Genomic DNA, 15,730 nt, shown 5'->3' on the forward strand with positions numbered 1-15,730 from the left:
CGGGCTTGCCTCTTTCCCTATCATTTCTCAGCGACGTTGGCCTTTCCCTGGCGGGTCTCGATCTCACCGATCAGGCGCTTGGCCAGCGCCGGGTAGTTCTCGTCGAAGTGATGGCCGCCCGGCAGCTTCATGCGCTCGCCTACGGCGGTCTTGTCGGTGCAGCCGCTTTCGTCGGTCTCTTCCACACCGTAGATGCACACCACCTTCGCTGCCGGCAACCTGGCCATCTCCGGCCCGGTCGGCGCCTCCTGACCTTCCTTGCCCAACCAGCCTTCCACCTCGATCTCGAAGCTGCCGCTGCGGGCGAAGGCCAGCAGGATCACCGCGTCGATGCGCTTCTGGTCTTCCTCGGAGAGGCGGTTGTAGATGGCCGGCAGCACATCGGCACCGAACGAGTAACCGGTCAGCACGAAGCGCTTGGTGCCCCATTTCTGGCGGTAGTGCTGCATCAGTTCAGAGAGGTCGGCGGCGCTCTGTTCCGGAGTCTTGTGCTGCCAGTAGTAGCGCAGGGTGTCGATGCCGACCACCGGGTAGCCGAGTTTGGCCATCTCGCCGGCCACGTCGCGGTCCAGGTCGCGCCAGCCACCGTCGCCGGAAAGGAACAGGGTCACGGTGTCGGTGGTCTGCCCAGCCGGGACTTCCACCACCGGAATCGCCAGGGCGTTGCCGTCGTGGCCGACCAGGGCCTGGGTCAGCTGGGCCTTGAGCACCTGGGGCAGGTGGATGTCGTAGTCGGCGATGCTGGTCTCGGCGTTGGCCTGGTCGCGCACGAAGGCGGCGCTGGCGTCATCCGGGTTGTCGTTCCAGGCCACGTTCCAGTGGCCGTGGGCGGCGGACTTGGGCAGGGCGGCCTGGCAGCCGGGTTGCTCGACGGTGAAGTCCACCGAGATCGCCCGGGCCTTGTCGTCGCCCTGCGCGGCCAGCCAGCGCCAGGCCTGGGCTGCGCCCGGGCCGATGCCGGCGACCAGGGTCGGATTGTCGGCCAGGCGGGTGAGGGCCTGGTCCATTGCCGCCTGCTGCTTGGCGCAGTCGGCGGGCGGCAGGATCACCTGCACCAGCTGGGCCTCGCCGGCCTGGCTCAGGTCGAGCAGCTGCTTGTCGGTCAGGGCCTGGTCCTGGGGCACGCCGATGGCCACCCGGGCCTTGGCATGCACGCCGGGGGTGGCGCGGGTCAGGGCGCTGCCGTCGTCGAGGGTGAGGTGTTCCAGGCGCGCCTCGGGCGCCGGCCGGGTCCACAGCCAGAAGGCCGCGCCGCCGGCCAGCACGGCCAGCAGCAGGGGAATCAGTACGTACAGCCAATAGCGTCGGATCATCAACGTTTCACCAATCCAGTCAGGCCGCCAGCGATCAGGGCGGCGGTGTCAGCCAGTGCCACCAGCGGGTCGAGCCCGGCCGGCACGGCCATGTAGCGGGGTTCCCAGTCCGGCTGGAACTTGTCCTTGAAGCGCCGCAGGCCCTGGAAGTTGTAGAGCTGCTCGCCGCGCTGGAACACCATCGAGCCCAGGCGCTGGGTCAAGGGGGCGCCACGGCGCGGCTGCAGCCCGGAGAGGGGGACCATCCCCAGGCTGAAACGGCCATAGTCATGGCTCTTGTAGTGCAGGATCAGGCCGACCATCATGAATTCCATGGTCAGTTTCGGCGCCTCCGGGTGCGCGCGCATCAGGTCGAGACTGGCCAGCTCGTTGCTGTGGGTTTCCAGCAGGTTGGCGAAGGCCACCGGACGGCCCTGGAAGCGGATCAGCGCGATGCGGAAATGCTGCAGGTATTCGGGGCTGAAGCGGCCAAGGGAGAAGCCTTTCTCGCGCACGTTCTTGCCGCCGAGCCAGGCGTCGGAGATTTCCTTGAGCTCGGCCAGTGGCGCCTGGCCGGGTTCATGGATCTCCAGGCTCAGGCCGTCGCGTCCGCCTCGGTTCCAGGTGTAGCGCAGGTCCTTCATCTCCTTGCCCTTGGCTTCGATGTCGAAGCGCCGCAGGTCGACCCGGGCCTCTTCGCCGAGCTTGATCGCGGTCAGGCCGATGTCCATGTAGAACGGCAGGTTCTCCGCCCGCACCTGGTAGAACACCGGGCGCGCATGGTGCAGGTCGCACAGGTCGCGGAACTGCCAGATCATCTCGGCGCGCTCCTGGGCCGGGCCGATCGGGTCGTACAAGGCCACCAGGCTGCGACCGCGGCGGGCGTACATGAGGAAGGCGTTGTCGTTGGGGTGGAACAGCAGCGCCTTGTCACCGGTCAGGGCCAGGCCGCCGTCGGGCTGGTCGGAGGCCAGCAGGATGCGGTTGGCGCGTTGCAACTCGTCCTCGGTCGGCAGGTGGATGACCGGGCGGGCGGTGCGCAGCAGCCAGGTCAGGGCAACGATCACCAACAGCACGGCGCTGCCGAGGGCGGCACGCAGGCCGCGCGGCGCGTCGGCGTCGAGGGTAAACTGCCACCACAGCTTGTGGGTATAGGGCACGTCCTGGTAGGCGAACAACAGCAACCACACCGAGGCGCCGACCACGCAGGCGCTGGCCACCAGGTACACCGGCGAGAACGGCAGCTCCAGCAGGCGGCTGGGGCGGTAGAACGAGCGGCGGAACAGGGCGAGCAGGGCAGCGGTGAAGCACATCAGGCTGGCTTCTTCCCAGTCGAAGCCCTTGAGCAGCGACAGCACCGCGCCTACCAGCAGCAGCACCGTGGTCAGCAGCCAGGCAGCCGACAGGCGTCGGCGCAGACCCTGGGCGAGCAGCAGGCAGAGCACGCCGATCAGGCTGGCGCCGAAGTGCGAGGCATCGATCAGGCGGTGCGGAATCAGGAAGCCCATGTGTTCCAGGCGGCTGTCGATTTCCGGGGTGGCGCCGGAGAACAGCAGCACCACGCCGGAGAGGAACACCAGGATCGCCAGCACCGGCGCGGCCAGCCCAGAGGCGGCGCGGATCGCCTGTTGGGTGACCATCAGGCGGCGGGCCTCGTTGGCCAGCAGCAGCACACAGGCCACCAGCAGCGGCATGACCACATAGATCAGCCGGTACAGTAACAGTGCGGCCGCCAGCGGCGCGGCACCCAGCTGGTTAGCGAAGGCTGCCAGCAGGATCGCCTCGAACACGCCGACGCCGCCCGGCACATGGCTGAGCACGCCGGCGGCGAGGGCGAGCAGGTAGACCAGCACGAAGGCGCCGAACGGCGGCGCTTCTGGCAGCAGCAGGTAGAGCACGGTGGCGGCGGCGGCGACATCCAGCGCGGTGATCAGCAGTTGCAGCGCGGTCAGGCGCGCACCCGGCAGGCGCAGGGTGCGTCGGCCGAATTGCACCATCAGGTTGTCGGCCAGCGGTTGTTCAGGCAGGCGCCGGCGATACAGGCCCATCACCAAGGCGGCGGCGGCGACCAGCACGGCGATCGCGATACCGCCCAGCAGCGGAGCGGGCAGACGCAGCGCGGTCGCCGCCGCAGACAGGTCGCTCAACGTGGCCAGTGCCGCCAGGGGCGGGAGCGCGCAGCCCAGCGAGAGGCTGGCGAATACGGTCATGCGCGCGACTTCCGCGGCGCCCAGACCCTGGCGCGCATAGAGGCGATAACGGACCGATCCGCCCGACAGCATCGACAGGCCAATGGCGTTGCCGATGGCGAAGGCGCTGAAGCCGCCCAGCACCAGGGTGCGGGGCGGCAGTTGCACGGCCGCGTAGCGACTGGCCGACCATTCATAGCCCAGCAGGATCACGAAACCGACCACGGTGGCCAGGACCGCGCCCAGCAGTGCATTGGCCGGGACGCTGAGCATGGCGTCGTGAAGGGCATAGATGTCCAGTTCGCTCAGCAGGTGGCGACAGGCGATCAGGCCCATGGCGAACAGCACCAGGGTCACTGCCAGCCCCAGTGGTTGGCGGTACTTGCTCAGGCGCTCCAGCCAGGGCAGGCGCTGGGCAGCCGTGGGCAGGGCCGCCGTCAGCGGTGCCTGGGTTTCGGGAGTGGGGGCGGTCATGGGGTGCCTCGTGCGGTCAGCGCGAGGTGCAGGCAAGGTACGGCCAAGTGAAAGTCCCTTTGGAAAAACGTATCCGAATATTACTCCGGGCCGACGGCTTAATCTGTTTCAGGATAGTTAAAGATAGTTCATTCAGCCGCAGGGGCGCGGCAAGGGAGGCAGGTAGCGGGGAAGGGGCAATTGGCTTTTACGGGGCCGGAATGCAACAAACCCCGCACTATCTTGCGATAGGCGGGGCTTGTTCTGACGAATATGGTTGCGGGAGCCGGATTTGAACCGACGACCTTCGGGTTATGAGCCCGACGAGCTACCAGGCTGCTCCATCCCGCGTCAGAGGGGCGCATTCTACGGATTCACCGTACGTTGTCAAGTGTTTATGATGATTTCGTAACCATTTGGCTGAACAGCAGGCAATAAAAAAGGCCACTGTCGAAACAGTGGCCTTTTTTTGAATCTGGTTGCGGGAGCCGGATTTGAACCGACGACCTTCGGGTTATGAGCCCGACGAGCTACCAGGCTGCTCCATCCCGCGCCTGTGGGATCGAATTCTACGGATTTCGTACTGAGTGTCAAGCGTTACTATTTGATTTTTCGAAAGTTTTTACTGATCGAGAATCTAAAGGCAATAAAAAAGGCCACTGTCGAAACAGTGGCCTTTTCTTTAATCTGGTTGCGGGAGCCGGATTTGAACCGACGACCTTCGGGTTATGAGCCCGACGAGCTACCAGGCTGCTCCATCCCGCGCCTGTGAGATCGAATTCTACGGATTTCCTTCGTGGTGTCAAGTATTTAGTTCAAAAAAACCTTTTTTGTTCAAACCCTTAGCGCTTCAGATCGGGGTGCGCCTCAGTCGCGACGGGGCTTTCAGGCCGATCGTCCTGCACAGACTGTTTAGTGGTGGGGGCATGGGATACTATCTGTATGAATTTACAGTAGTGGCTGTCGTCCATGTCCCTGCGCAAGATCATCCATATTGATTGTGACTGTTTCTACGCCGCCATCGAGATGCGTGACGACCCGCGCCTGGTCGGTCGCCCCATGGCGGTGGGTGGGCAGCCGGGGCAGCGCGGGGTGATCGCCACCTGTAACTATGAAGCGCGTGCCTATGGCGTGCGTTCGGCGATGGCGTCCGGACATGCCATGAAATTGTGCCCGGACCTTGAGATCGTCAAGCCGCGCTTCGAGGCCTATCGCGAGGCGTCGCGGGAGATCCACACGATCTTTCGCGATTACACCGAGTTGATCGAGCCGTTGTCCCTGGATGAAGCGTACCTGGATGTCAGTGACAGCCAGTGGTTTGCCGGCAGCGCCACGCGGATTGCCGAGGACATTCGTCGGCGGGTGGCCCAGCAACTGCACATCACGGTGTCCGCCGGGGTGGCGCCGAACAAGTTCCTGGCCAAGATCGCCAGTGACTGGCGTAAACCCAACGGGCTGTTCGTCATCACTCCGGATCAGGTGGAAGAGTTTGTTTCCCACCTGCCGGTGGCGCGCTTGCACGGGGTTGGCAAGGTGACGGCGGACAAGCTCTCGCGCCTGGGGATCGACACCTGCCTGTCGCTGCGCGACTGGTCGCGGCTGGCGCTGGTTCGCGAGTTCGGCAGTTTCGGCGAGCGGCTGTGGGGGCTGGCGCGGGGGATCGACGAGCGTGCGGTACAGAACGACAGCCGGCGGCAGTCGGTGAGTGTCGAGAACACTTACGACCAGGACTTGCCTGATCTGAACAGCTGCCTGGAAAAACTGCCGGAGCTACTGGTCAGCCTGAACGAGCGGATAGCGCGGATGGACAGCAGCTATCGGCCCGACAAGCCCTTCGTCAAGGTCAAGTTCCATGACTTCAGCCAGACCACGATGGAGCAGGCGGGGGCGGGAAGGGATCTGGAGAGTTACCGTCAGTTGCTCAGCCAGGCGTTTGCCCGGGGTGGCAAGCCGGTGCGGTTGCTGGGGGTGGGGGTGAGGCTGCGTGATCTGCGCGGGGCGCATGAGCAGTTGGAGTTGTTCGACGATAAATAGAAGAGGGGCCGCCTTGCGGCCCATCGCGGGGCAAGCCCGCTCCTACAAAGCCAACACAGGACCTGTAGGAGCGGGCTCGCCCCGCGATGGGCTGCAAAGCAGCCCCTTTTCTGTTTACTGCACGCCTGGATCGGCTACCAGGCGCCCGGTGGCCTTGGTCAGGGTCTGCAGGAATTCCTGTTGCAGTTCCGGATCGTTGCGGGTCAGCTCGATCAGGCTCTGCTCCAGTTCACTGGCTTCTTCTTCCAGGCCCAGCTCCGACAGGCGCTTGACCCGATGCACCCACTGGCCGACATCATCGTCCTCGAGATCGTCGAAGATCAGCTCGTGAGCCTCGAGCAGCTTGCCACGCAGGTTGCCGCTGACCAGCAGGCTGGCGTCGCCGCGCACCTGGTTTTCCTCGTCGGCCACCTGCAGGTGCAGGGTGCCGATATGGTTGAGGTTCTGCTCGGAGAACGGGCTGTCGAGCAGGTTCAGGCGCAGCACACCGTTCTTGTCGGTGGTCAGCTCGTGGGTCATCTTGCCGGCTTTGACCTCAACCAGGCGCTCGTTCCACGGCAGGCTGATGGACTCCTCGCGCTTGCCCTTCTCGACCTCGTCGATACCGGCCAGGTTCTGCTGGGCGCGACCGTTGGACGGCACGTTCATGAACGGGTTGACGCCTGCCACGCCATAGCTGAGCCAGTCGTGGGTGACGCTGTCAGGCAGGTTGCCCAGGGCGAACACGTTGACCACGTTGGCGCCGATACCGGCCACCACCGCTACCGCACCAAGCGGGATCTCGTAGATCTCCCGCCAGGGTTGGTAGGGGGTGTAGCGGTCGTAGCGGCGGGTCACCTCGAACTCGGTGACCTCGAAGCGCTTGAGTTCATGGATGCGCACACGCCGTTGCGGAAGCTCCATCACCTTCGGCTCGCCGACGTCGATCTGCAGGCTGTGCTCGAGCAGCTTGCGCTCGACGCGCTCCTCATGGTCGCTGCGCTGGGACATCTGGTTGGCGCAGCCGCTGAGGAACAGGGCGCCGCACAGTGCGGCGCCCCCCAGGGTGTAGGTACTTCGCTTGGACATGATCACTCGCGTAACGGGTTATCAGCGGCGGATTTGGGCCTGCAGGAAGGACAGCGCGTCCGCGAGCGGCAGTGCCTGAGCCTCCGATTCGGTGCGGTGCTTGTACTCCAGGTTGCCTTCGGCCAGGCCGCGGTCGCTGACGACGATGCGGTGCGGGATGCCGATCAGCTCCATGTCGGCAAACTTGATGCCGGGGCTGGTCTTCTTGTCGCGGTCGTCCAGCAGCACTTCGAAGCCGGCGGCGGTCAGTTCGGCATACAGCTTGTCGGTGGCTTCGCGGACCACATCGGTTTCGTAGCGCAGCGGTACCAGAGCGATCTGGAACGGTGCCAGGGCGTCGTTCCAGATGATGCCTTTTTCGTCATAGCTCTGCTCGATGGCGGCAGCGACCACGCGGGACACGCCGATGCCGTAGCAGCCCATGGACAGCACGACAGGCTTGCCGTTCTCACCCAGCACCTGGCACTTGAGCGCCTCGCTGTACTTAGTGCCGAGCTGGAAGATATGGCCGACTTCGATGCCGCGCTTGATTACCAGGGTGCCCTGGCCGTCCGGGCTCGGGTCGCCTTCGACCACGTTGCGCAGGTCGGCAACTTGTGGAACCGGCAGGTCGCGCTCCCAGTTCACACCGAAGTAGTGCTTGTCGTCGATGTTGGCGCCGATGCCGAAGTCGCTCATCAGGGCGACCGAGCGGTCGATGATGCACTCCAGCGGCAGGTTCAGCGGGCCGAGGGAGCCTGCGCCGGCACCGATGGCGGCGCGCAGCTCGGCGTCGGACGCCATCACCAGCGGGTCGGCGACCTGCTCCAGCTTGGCGGCCTTGATCTCGTTGAGTTCGTGGTCGCCACGGACGATCAGGGCGACCAGCTTGCCTTCCTCGGCGCCATGCACGATCAGGGTCTTGACGGTCTTCTCGATCGCCAGGCCGAAGTTTTCCACCAGTTCGGCGATGGTCTTGGCATTCGGGGTGTCGACCAGGCGCAGCTCTTCGGTCGGGGCCGGGCGCACGGTTTCACGCGGGATGGCCTCGGCCTTCTCGATGTTGGCGGCGTAGTCGGAGCTGTCGCTGAAGATCACGTCGTCCTCGCCGGAGGAGGCGAGCACGTGGAATTCATGGGAGTAGCTGCCACCGATGGAGCCGGTGTCGGCCTGCACCGGACGGAAGTCCAGGCCCAGGCGGGTGAAGATGTTGGAGTACGCCAGGTGCATGCGGTCGTAGGTTTCCTGCAGGGAAGCCTGGTCGGCATGGAAGGAGTAGGCGTCCTTCATGATGAACTCGCGGCCGCGCATCAGGCCGAAGCGCGGACGGATCTCGTCACGGAACTTGGTCTGGATCTGGTACATGTTCAGCGGCAGCTGCTTGTAGCTGGACAGCTCGTTGCGCGCCAGGTCGGTGATGACCTCTTCATGGGTCGGGCCGACGCAGAAGTCGCGCTGGTGACGGTCTTTCAGGCGCAACAGCTCGGGGCCGTACTGCTCCCAGCGGCCGGATTCCTGCCACAGTTCGGCCGGCTGGATGCTCGGCATCAGCACTTCGAGGGCACCGGCGGCGTTCATTTCCTCGCGGACCACGGCTTCGACCTTGCGCATCACCCGCAGGCCCATCGGCAGCCAGGTGTACAGGCCGGAGGCCAGTTTGCGGATCATGCCGGCACGCAGCATGAGCTGGTGGCTGATGACCACTGCATCGGCCGGGGTTTCTTTCTGGGTGGCGAGCAAATATTGACTGGTGCGCATGGTGGGCCGTGTCGATTGCCTGAATGTGAAATGACCCCGCATTGTACGGGGGCGAAACGAAAGCGTACAGAATGCAGCACTGGCGCGGTTCTGTCAGCCAAGAAAAAGCCCGGCGATTGCCGGGCTTCTTCATTCGCGGAGCGATGCAAGCGCGGGCTTACAGGATGCTCAGCGGGTACTCGACGATCAGGCGCAGTTCGTCGATCGAGCTGGAGCCGTAGTAGACACCATCTGCGGAGCGGTAGGTGGCTTGACGTACGCGGAAGCTCAAGTCTTTGGCCGGGCCTTCCTGCAGGACGTATTTAACGTCGATATCGCGTTCCCATTCCGAGCCGTTATCGGTAGTGCGGGTCTTGGCGTCGGTACCGCGGGCGTAACGGGTCATGAAGGTCAGGCCTGGGATGCCGTACTCGGCAAAGTTCAGGTCGTAGCGTGCCTGCCAGGATTTCTCGTCTTCGGCGTTGAAGTCCGAACGGGCGATGGAGTTGGCCAGGAACACGGTACCGCCGCCGTCTACGCCATAGGCGTAATCGCCGTCGCCGCTGACTTTCTGGAAGGCCAGGGTGAAGGTGTGGGCGCCGATGTTGTACGCGGCCGAAAGGCTGGCGGCAATGTTGTCAAGTTTGTTGGAGCCGTCTGCCTTCTTGACCCAGGCGCCAGTCAGGTTCTGGCCAATGGACTTGGTGTCATAGATGTTGAAGTCAAACACCAGTCCTTGCTTGTCGCTGATCGGCAGTGCCCAGTTGACGTTGCCGTACCATTTACGGAAGTGATCCTCGACGTGCGAGTAGTAGACGCTGGTGCTCAGGCTATCGGTGATGGCGTAGGTGCCGCCCAGGACATCGGCTTCCTTGAGGCGGAAACTGTCACGGTTGGTTTCTGCTTGAGCGGTCAGGCTGGTGAAGCGACCGGCGTGCAGGGTGAGGCCTTTGATCTCATTGCTGGTGATCAGGCCGCCTTGAGCAATTTCGGGCAGCAGGCGGCTGTCATCGGTAGCAAACACCGGCAAGGCGGTGAACTGATCGCCGACCTTCAGCACGGTGTCGGAGATACGGAACTTGGCTGCTGCGCCAGCCTTCGAGTAGTCGTCCTGGGAGCGGCCGTCGAGAGCGGTGGGGAACAGGCCGGTGCCAGCGCGGCCTTTGCCGCTGTCCAGTTTCAGGCCAAGCATGCCGACGGCGTCGAAGCCTACGCCCACAGTGCCCTGGGTAAAGCCGGATTCGTAGGTACCGACAAAGCCCAGGCCGGTCTCTTCGGCGCGGCTCTGACGGTTACCCTCGTCATCCCGGTCGTTGTTGCGGAAGTCACGGCTGAAATACAGCATCCGGGTCTTGACGTTGAGTTTGCTGTCTTCAAGGAAGCCCTTGGACTCATCCTGCGAAGAGGCGACAGCCAGCTGCGAAGTCCCTGCCGCTACGGCCAGGGCGATCATGCTCCACTTCATCACGCGCATCGTGATTTGCTCCTTTGGTTTTTAGGAAGAGTACCGCCGCACCCGGGTATTTTAATTATGGGGCCGGCTCTTTCTTGTTATGTCGGCGAAAATGTATATCACGCGGACTATTCTTGGCGATATGGGCAGAAACAACCTTTCGGTAACTTTATGGCCATGTCGCTGTTGGTTGTCTCCATGTCGCAAATCACGCCTGTCATATAAGGGCGTACAACTCCAGCGCTGTCTCGAAACCGTCATATTTGTATAAATACAAAGTACGGCTTGTGAAACTCCCTGGTTTATCCGATGCCGCTGTTGTTATTTGTCGCGTTCACCCTGCGATGCAGGGGTCGTGCCGACTTGGCGTGAAGCGAATGCAACAAGCGTGCTCAAAATCACGAACGCTTGATGAAATTTTCACATTTGCCTCGAAAAGACCTGGGAAACCTCCGCAAACACGGGCTGCGGCCGGTATGTCGGTGGGGTGCGATCCTCCCTTGCGTTTGCGTGTGAAGCTGCCTTCCAAGTCAAGGTGTTACCGTCGATTGTTTATCCTGGCTGTTTTATGTGAAGGATGTGTGGCGCTGGCCTGACGAGCGGCATCATTTTGGTGCGAAAAGTAGCGCAGTGTTACCGAAGCGGGGCGTTGATGTTGTCATTCGCGTGCCACAAATGCCCTGGGTCGACGTCGACGGGTGTGGCAGCGGTCGAAGCGGAGTATCCTTGCGCGCCTGTGCCCGACCGCTCGGAAGGGCTGAATCGCTTGTAAGGAGGTTTGCCGTGTTTACCCTCGATTCGCGTCTGCAGGAGGATTCCCTGGTGCTGGGCGACCTGCCGCTGTGCCGCCTGCTGCTGAGCAAGGATGCCAACTACCCCTGGTTCATCCTGGTGCCACGTCGCGCCGATATCAGCGAAGTGTTCGAGCTCGAGGACACGGACCAGCAGCAGCTATGGGTCGAGACGACTGCCTTGGCCGAAGCGCTGAAGGATGCCTTCGCCGCCGACAAGATGAATGTCGCGACCCTGGGCAACGTGGTCAGCCAGCTGCACATGCACGTGATTGTGCGTCGCCAGGGCGATGCCGCCTGGCCTGCCCCGGTGTGGGGCAAGGTGCCGGCCATCGGCTACACCCAGGAGCAGATCGACGGTATTCGCCAGCAAGTGCGCGCGCTGCTGGGCGAAAGCTTCAAGGAGGCGTGAGGATGTCGCAGGAGCTGGAAATGCGCATGATCGAGCTGGAGACCCGCCAGGCGTTCCAGGATGACAGCTTGCAGGCGCTCAATGATGTGATTGTCGAGCAGAGCCGGGCGATCGAACGCTTGCAATTGCAGATGGCGGAGCTGATCAAGCGCTACGAGGAGATGGCCGGCCAGCAGGGCGGCGGGGGAGAGGAAGCGCCGCCGCCTCATTATTGAGCACGGCGGCGGCAAAGGGTCAGCGGCGCGCGACGGCGACCACGTCTTCGGCCTGCAGGCCCTTGTCGCGGTGCATCACCGAGAACTCCACGCGCTGGCCTTCGACCAGAACCCGGTGGCCCTCGCCGCGGATGGCGCGAAAGTGCACGAAGATATCGTCACCGGAGTCGCGGGAGATGAAGCCGAAGCCCTTGGACGTGTTGAACCACTTCACGGTGCCGGTATCGCGATTGCCTGCGTCATGCGAGGTGCCCTGGGTGGAGCGGGCCTTTCGCGTGCCGCGAACGAAGCTGGCAATCAGGTGCAGGGCGCAGGCCAGGACAGCACAGGCCAGGGCTGGCAGGTTGCCCAGCTCCGGGCGGGCCAGCAGGGTGAGGGTCTGCAGCACCACGGCCAGCACCAGCAGCAGGCTGGCGGCGTGTTGCAGTTGCTGGCGCAGGCCTTTGTAGTACTGCGGCAGTACCGGGGCGATGACCAGGTTGATGAGCCCGAGCAGCGCCAGGTAGACGGCCTCGGGTTGTTGCAGGAAGGGTGTTGCGTCAGCTTTCAGGCTAGGTATGAGCGATAGCAGCAACGCCGCCAGGCCCGTCACCAGATGGACGATCTTGAACATTGGTTTGGCTCACATTGATAAGGCCGATCACAGGATGAGCTGGTCGCACGGTGCGCGTGAACGAGTAGGCGCGAAAACGTGGCGGGCCAGCCTATGCACCCGGCACTGACAATCCGCACGGGTGGCACAGTGCCTATTTAACAGCAAAGACGCAGGCTTCTCAAACCGGCTGGCACGGGCGGTCCTGTGCCGCATGCGCCAGCCGGAAACTCTTGTTAGAGTGTTTACTGCCCGCTTGATGATCAAGCCTTATGGAAAGGGGAGCTTCATGGCAATCGATATCGGTATCAGTGAAGAAGATCGCAAGTCCATCGTCGATGGGTTGTCCCGCCTGTTGTCGGATACCTACGTGCTGTATCTGAAAACCCATAACTTCCATTGGAACGTCACCGGTCCGTCGTTCCGCACCCTGCACCTGATGTTCGAAGAGCAATACAACGAGCTGGCCCTGGCGGTCGATTCGATTGCCGAGCGCATTCGCGCCCTGGGCTTCCCGGCGCCGGGTTCCTACGCCTTCTATGCCCGCCACTCCTCCATCAAGGAAGAGGAGGGGGTGCCGCCTGCCGATGAAATGATCCGCCAGCTGGTGCAGGGGCAGGAGGCGGTGGTGCGTACCGCGCGCAGCATCTTCCCGGTGGTGGACAAGGTCAGTGACGAGCCGACCGCTGACCTGCTGACCCAACGCATGCAGGTCCACGAGAAAACGGCGTGGATGCTGCGAGTCCTGCTCGACGGGAACTGATTGCCGGTTGCTTGTCGTTCTATCCAGTGAATCCGGGCCCGATACCGCCAGCGGTATCGGGCCCGTGTGTTTGCGGGGAAGGGTTTGCCGCTGCTATCGGCCTGGCCGGTGGCGCTTCATGACGGTCATGGACCCATTCGGCTGACGAACGGGGTGTGGTTTCGTGACGATGGAGCGGTGCGATGGGCGATCCGATGCGTGGTATCGATGGTAATGCAAGGCAGGGGGGTGGCAACCCTCGTCTCGACCCGTTCAGGCGGGATTTCGACATGGCCCAGGCCGGGCCCGTGTCGCGCTCGGTGCGGCTCAACGGCTTTGCCACCTGCCTGCGCCTGGAGGTGGTCTACTGGCGCATCCTGGAGCGTATCGCCCAGGCCAACCGCTGTTCGGTGAGCGCCGTGTTGTCCTATGTGGATCGCGAGGTGCACCTGCGCCATGGCGGGGTGAGGAATTTTAGCGGCCTGGTCCGGGTGATCTGTGTCACTTGGCTGCAGGAAGCGCGAGACGCGCACTGATCGCCGGGCTGCGCTGCTCTCCTTTACCATATATAATCCCGCTCTTTGCTGCCTTGGGCAGCGTGCGATGTGGTTGACGAGAGACACCCATGCCCCTGTACGACTATCAATGTGCATCCTGCGAACACCAAATGGAGGTGTTGCAGAAGATCAGTGCCGCGCCGCTGACCGATTGCCCGGCGTGCCAGGCGCCGGCATTGAAGAAGCTGCTGTCGGTCCCCGGCTTTCGCCTGAGTGGCAACGGCTGGTACGAGACCGACTTCAAGACCGGGGCGAAAAAGAATCTGGCAGGCGGCGACAAGGCCGACTGAGTTGAATTGCACCCGCCAGGTCTTGCAGTATTAGCCCCTTGGGCGGCCAAGACCTCCACCGAACACACGAATCACGAGAAGCGAAACCACGATCATGATGCGCAGCCATTATTGCGGCCAACTGAACGAGTCCCTGGACGGCCAGGAAGTCACCCTTTGCGGCTGGGTCCATCGTCGCCGCGACCACGGCGGGGTGATTTTCCTCGACATCCGTGACCGCGAAGGCATGGCCCAGGTCGTGTTCGACCCGGATCGCGCCGAAACCTTCGCCGCCGCCGACCGCGTGCGCAGCGAATATGTCGTGCAGATCACCGGCAAGGTACGCAAGCGCCCTGACGGCGCGGTGAACGCCAACATGGCGTCCGGCGCCATCGAGATCCTCGGCTACCAGTTGAAGGTGCTCAACGAAGCGGAAACCCCGCCGTTCCCGCTGAACGAATACTCCGACGTCGGCGAGGAAACCCGCCTGCGTTATCGCTTCATCGACCTGCGTCGTCCGGAAATGGCCGACAAGCTGCGCCTGCGTTCGCGCATCACCAGCAGCATCCGTCGCTTCCTCGACGAGAACGGCTTCCTCGACGTCGAAACGCCGATCCTGACCCGTGCCACCCCTGAGGGCGCGCGTGACTACCTGGTGCCGAGCCGCACCCACGCTGGCAGCTTCTTCGCCCTGCCGCAGTCGCCGCAGCTGTTCAAACAGCTGCTGATGGTCGCCGGCTTCGACCGCTACTACCAGATCGCCAAGTGCTTCCGTGACGAAGACCTGCGCGCAGACCGCCAGCCGGAATTCACCCAGATCGACATCGAGACCAGCTTCCTCGACGAGTCCGAGATCATGGGCCTGACCGAAAGCATGATCCGCAAGCTGTTCAAGGAAGTGCTGGACCTGGAATTCGGTGAGTTCCCGCACATGACCTTCGAAGAAGCCATGCGCCGCTACGGTTCCGACAAGCCGGACCTGCGTATTCCGCTGGAACTGGTCGACGTCGCCGACCAGCTGAAGGATGTCGACTTCAAGGTCTTCGCCGGTCCCGCCAACGATCCGAAGTGCCGCGTCACCGCCCTGCGCCTGCCGGGCGGCGCCAGCATGCCGCGCAGCAAGATCGACGAGTACACCAAGTTCGTCGGTATCTACGGTGCCAAGGGCCTGGCCTACATCAAGGTCAACGAGCGCGCCAAGGGTGTCGAGGGTCTGCAGTCGCCGATCGTCAAGAACATCCCCGAGGCCAACCTCAACAACATCCTCGACCGCGTGGGCGCCGTGGATGGCGACATCGTGTTCTTCGGTGCCGACAAGTTCAAGATTGTCAGCGAGGCCCTGGGCGCGCTGCGTATCCGCCTGGGCCACGACTTCGAGCTGCTGACCTGCGAGTGGGCGCCGATGTGGGTCGTCGACTTCCCGATGTTCGAAGAGAACGAAGACGGCAGCTTCACCGCGCTGCACCACCCGTTCACCGCGCCGAAGTGCACCCCCGAAGAGCTGGAGGCCAACCCGGCCACCGCGCTGTCGCGTGCCTACGACATGGTCCTGAACGGCACCGAGTTGGGTGGCGGTTCGATCCGTATTCACCGTAAAGAGATGCAGCAAGCGGTATTCCGCCTGCTGGGCATCGAGGCGGCGGAACAGGAAGAGAAGTTCGGCTTCCTGCTCGACGCCCTGAAGTTCGGCGCGCCGCCTCACGGTGGCCTGGCCTTCGGCCTGGATCGCCTGGTCATGCTGATGACCGGCGCCCAGTCGATCCGTGAAGTGATCGCCTTCCCGAAAACCCAGAGCGCCGCGTGCGTCATGACTCAGGCCCCAGGCCTGGTCGATGCCAAGGCCCTGCGTGAGCTGCACATCCGTCTGCGCGAGCAGACCAAGGTCGAGTGATCGACCGGGGCGCCTCGGTCACGGGGTGCCCCCGCGCTTGAGGCGCAGGATTCTTC

Annotated in this window: 13 protein-coding genes, 3 tRNA genes and 1 pseudogene; 7 read left to right on the forward strand and 10 right to left on the reverse strand. The window is 63.4% G+C overall.

Translation table 11 applies throughout. From position 1 onward, the window contains the following. Nucleotides 1–20: 20 nt before the first annotated feature. From POF53_RS04985 to POF53_RS05005, 5 genes are all read right to left on the reverse strand, one after another. Entirely contained in the window at nt 21–1,313 is a 1,293-nt protein-coding gene (locus POF53_RS04985; RefSeq protein WP_232856851.1) for a virulence factor family protein, read from the reverse strand. Next, entirely contained in the window at nt 1,313–3,955 is a 2,643-nt protein-coding gene (gene mprF / locus POF53_RS04990) for a bifunctional lysylphosphatidylglycerol flippase/synthetase MprF (protein ID WP_232856853.1), read from the reverse strand. The genes POF53_RS04985 and mprF overlap by 1 nt, the downstream gene beginning before the upstream one ends. 253 nt (nt 3,956–4,208) lie before the next feature. Further along, a tRNA-Met gene (locus POF53_RS04995) sits at nt 4,209–4,285 on the reverse strand. 125 nt (nt 4,286–4,410) lie between these two features. After that, nucleotides 4,411–4,487 (reverse strand) — tRNA-Met (locus tag POF53_RS05000). Between the two features lie 135 nt (nt 4,488–4,622). Next, nucleotides 4,623–4,699, reverse strand: a tRNA-Met gene (locus tag POF53_RS05005). Nucleotides 4,700–4,903: 204 nt separating this feature from the next. On the opposite strand from POF53_RS05005, the gene dinB reads away from it, so the two are divergent. After that, nucleotides 4,904–5,968, forward strand: a complete 1,065-nt coding sequence (gene dinB, locus POF53_RS05010) for a DNA polymerase IV (protein ID WP_498966616.1) — start codon at nt 4,904–4,906, stop codon at nt 5,966–5,968. A 114-nt stretch (nt 5,969–6,082) separates the two neighbouring features. Here the strand turns inward: dinB and POF53_RS05015 are convergent, their stop codons facing one another. The 3 genes from POF53_RS05015 to POF53_RS05025 form a co-directional block, all read right to left on the reverse strand. Continuing rightward, nucleotides 6,083–7,036, reverse strand: a complete 954-nt coding sequence (locus tag POF53_RS05015; RefSeq protein WP_203651239.1) for a hypothetical protein — start codon at nt 7,034–7,036, stop codon at nt 6,083–6,085. 21 nt (nt 7,037–7,057) lie between these two features. Further along, the gene (locus POF53_RS05020) at nt 7,058–8,773 is read right to left on the reverse strand and encodes a proline--tRNA ligase (protein WP_203651240.1); all 1,716 of its coding nucleotides are present in this window, start codon (nt 8,771–8,773) and stop codon (nt 7,058–7,060) included. A 157-nt stretch (nt 8,774–8,930) separates the two neighbouring features. Continuing rightward, nucleotides 8,931–10,226 (reverse strand): OprD family porin, encoded by a 1,296-nt coding sequence (locus tag POF53_RS05025; protein WP_232857158.1) that lies wholly within the window; start codon nt 10,224–10,226, stop codon nt 8,931–8,933. A 762-nt stretch (nt 10,227–10,988) separates the two neighbouring features. Here POF53_RS05025 and POF53_RS05030 point away from each other — a divergent pair. After that, a complete protein-coding gene (locus POF53_RS05030; protein WP_232857159.1) occupies nt 10,989–11,408 on the forward strand; it encodes an HIT family protein in 420 nt (139 codons plus the stop codon). 2 nt (nt 11,409–11,410) lie between these two features. Next, nucleotides 11,411–11,623 carry a SlyX family protein gene (locus POF53_RS05035; protein WP_232857160.1) on the forward strand — a complete coding sequence of 71 codons (213 nt, stop codon included), beginning with the start codon at nt 11,411–11,413 and terminating at the stop codon, nt 11,621–11,623. Between the two features lie 19 nt (nt 11,624–11,642). Here the strand turns inward: POF53_RS05035 and POF53_RS05040 are convergent, their stop codons facing one another. Together POF53_RS05040 and POF53_RS05045 are read right to left on the reverse strand one after the other, a co-directional pair. After that, nucleotides 11,643–11,837 (reverse strand): cold shock domain-containing protein, encoded by a 195-nt coding sequence (locus POF53_RS05040; protein ID WP_181427846.1) that lies wholly within the window; start codon nt 11,835–11,837, stop codon nt 11,643–11,645. Nucleotides 11,838–11,930: 93 nt separating this feature from the next. After that, nucleotides 11,931–12,236 (reverse strand): annotated as a pseudogene (locus POF53_RS05045) (cold shock domain-containing protein membrane protein); the annotation flags it as partial. Between the two features lie 268 nt (nt 12,237–12,504). On the opposite strand from POF53_RS05045, the gene POF53_RS05050 reads away from it, so the two are divergent. From POF53_RS05050 to aspS, 4 genes are all read left to right on the forward strand, one after another. After that, a complete protein-coding gene (locus POF53_RS05050; protein ID WP_084854477.1) occupies nt 12,505–12,978 on the forward strand; it encodes a Dps family protein in 474 nt (157 codons plus the stop codon). A 182-nt stretch (nt 12,979–13,160) separates the two neighbouring features. Further along, nucleotides 13,161–13,493, forward strand: a complete 333-nt coding sequence (locus POF53_RS05055) for a ribbon-helix-helix domain-containing protein (RefSeq protein ID WP_203651244.1) — start codon at nt 13,161–13,163, stop codon at nt 13,491–13,493. A gap of 89 nt (nt 13,494–13,582) precedes the next feature. Beyond that, nucleotides 13,583–13,804 (forward strand): FmdB family zinc ribbon protein, encoded by a 222-nt coding sequence (locus POF53_RS05060; protein WP_050704473.1) that lies wholly within the window; start codon nt 13,583–13,585, stop codon nt 13,802–13,804. A gap of 97 nt (nt 13,805–13,901) precedes the next feature. Then, nucleotides 13,902–15,674 carry an aspartate--tRNA ligase gene (gene aspS, locus POF53_RS05065; protein WP_498966637.1) on the forward strand — a complete coding sequence of 591 codons (1,773 nt, stop codon included), beginning with the start codon at nt 13,902–13,904 and terminating at the stop codon, nt 15,672–15,674. The last annotated feature ends 56 nt before the right edge of the window (nt 15,675–15,730 follow it).

Origin of the sequence: Mitsuaria sp. RG (genome assembly GCF_028369275.1) — a bacterium.
GTDB lineage: Bacteria > Pseudomonadota > Gammaproteobacteria > Pseudomonadales > Pseudomonadaceae > Aquipseudomonas > Aquipseudomonas peradeniyensis.